The organism is Flavobacterium hibisci (assembly GCF_020026925.1).
GTDB classification, from domain to species: domain Bacteria; phylum Bacteroidota; class Bacteroidia; order Flavobacteriales; family Flavobacteriaceae; genus Flavobacterium; species Flavobacterium hibisci.
On sequence record NZ_JAIQDW010000045.1, the window covers coordinates 1 to 1,747 of the forward strand.

General features: G+C 42.8%; 1 protein-coding gene. It reads left to right on the plus strand.

The window, feature by feature from the left end:
* Window positions 1-1,747, plus strand: a 1,747-nt coding sequence (locus tag K8B81_RS20760) for a SprB repeat-containing protein (RefSeq protein ID WP_223683437.1), incomplete at both ends; no start/stop codon positions are given.

The following is a 1,747-nucleotide window of genomic DNA, read 5'->3' on the forward strand; positions in this document are numbered from 1 at the left end:
TGTAATTCAGGCAATGTGCCGCAGCCAGCAGTTGTTACGGTAACAGCTACTGTTGGTACAGGTACAGCACCATATACTTATAGTTTCAATGGCTCAACGACCTATACTTCTGTTAACAGCTTGGTTGTTTCAGACAATGGCACAGACCAGGTTATTGTTTATTCTGTTAAGGATGCTAATGGCTGTATTACAGGTGGAAGCGCTACAGTAGATAAATATTTACCATTAACGGATATTACTTTTGCTGTGACTACAGCACCTGTTTGTCCGAGCAATGTTGCCGATATTACCCTGACAGTAACCGGCGGATATGTTCCTATGGCTAAATACGAAATCATTTCGCCAATCAGTGTTGATAATGGTAACAATGCATTGTTTACCGGTCTGGCCCCTGATACTTATTTATTCAAAGTAACTGATGCCAATGGGTGTTCAATAGAGAGAAATTACAAAATTGTTCCGGTAACCCCAATTGCTATTGCAGGAGCTATGTTAAATGATATTTCATGTAATGCAGCAGACGGTACTACCAATAACGGATCAGCACAGTTTACCGTTACAGGCTTCAGTGCCACTGGCAATTACAGCGTTGTGACTTCTCCGGCAGTTGCAGCAGCGCAGATATCACAATCTGGTGATGTGATTACCTTAACAGGATTATCAGCAGGTACTTATACAGTAACTGTAGAGGACAATACTACACATTGTTCGGCAAACGCAGCAGTTACTATAACAGAGCCAAACCCGATTGCTTTCACGGCATCAGGTACAAAAGTGTTCTGTTCACAGGATATTTCAAGCATCACAGTTAGCGCGGTAACAGGTGGAACAGGCTCTTATACTTACGCTGTTGTACAAGGCGGTTCAGCCGCACCGGTTGCTTCGGCTTATGGTACAAATGCAGTGATGTCAGTAGATACGAACCTGACAGATCTGTCATGGGATGTTTATGTAAAAGATGCTAACGGCTGTATCCATATGGAGAATGTTGTGATCATAAATAATGCAAGGCCAACGATTACAGTTCCGGCACAGCAATGTTATGTTGGATCAGTCTTGACAGTTGACTTAGATGCCTTGACTACGACCTATAATAGTGTTAAATCATACACAGTAAACGGATCAGCGATTGCTACATCAACAGCTACCTTTACATCACCGGGTACTTATAGCTTAGGAATTAAGGATGATAATGGTTGTGAGGCATTTGTAAGCTATACAATCGAAAAACAATTGTTGGCTACAGCTACATTGACCAAAGACTTGTATTGTGCAGGATCTGTTAATGCTACTATTGATGTTGTTATTACAGATGGAGTTGCACCATATACTTACCAAATGTATGTAGACGGAGTTCCTTCAGGATTAGCAACGCCAACAGCAACAGGCTTTACAGCTTCAGTTTCTACAGCAGGCAGCTATACTTTTGTCATTACAGACAGCAATGCGGCAGTTTGTTCAGTAACAACAAACGCAGCAGTTGTAACTACCCCTGCAACGCCAACAGCTACAGCAGTTCCAACGGCAGTAATCTGTAATGGAGAGAGCAACGGTACGATTACAGTAACAGCTTCAAACGGAGTTGCGCCATATACTTATGCCCTAAGCGGCACAGGTGCCAATGCAAGTGGTAATGCAACAGGAATCTATACAGGTCTTATTGCAGGCACTACTTATTCAGTAGTTGTAACGGATGCCAAAGGATGTGCTTCAGCGGCTATTCCTGTAACGATCACCGAGCCATCAG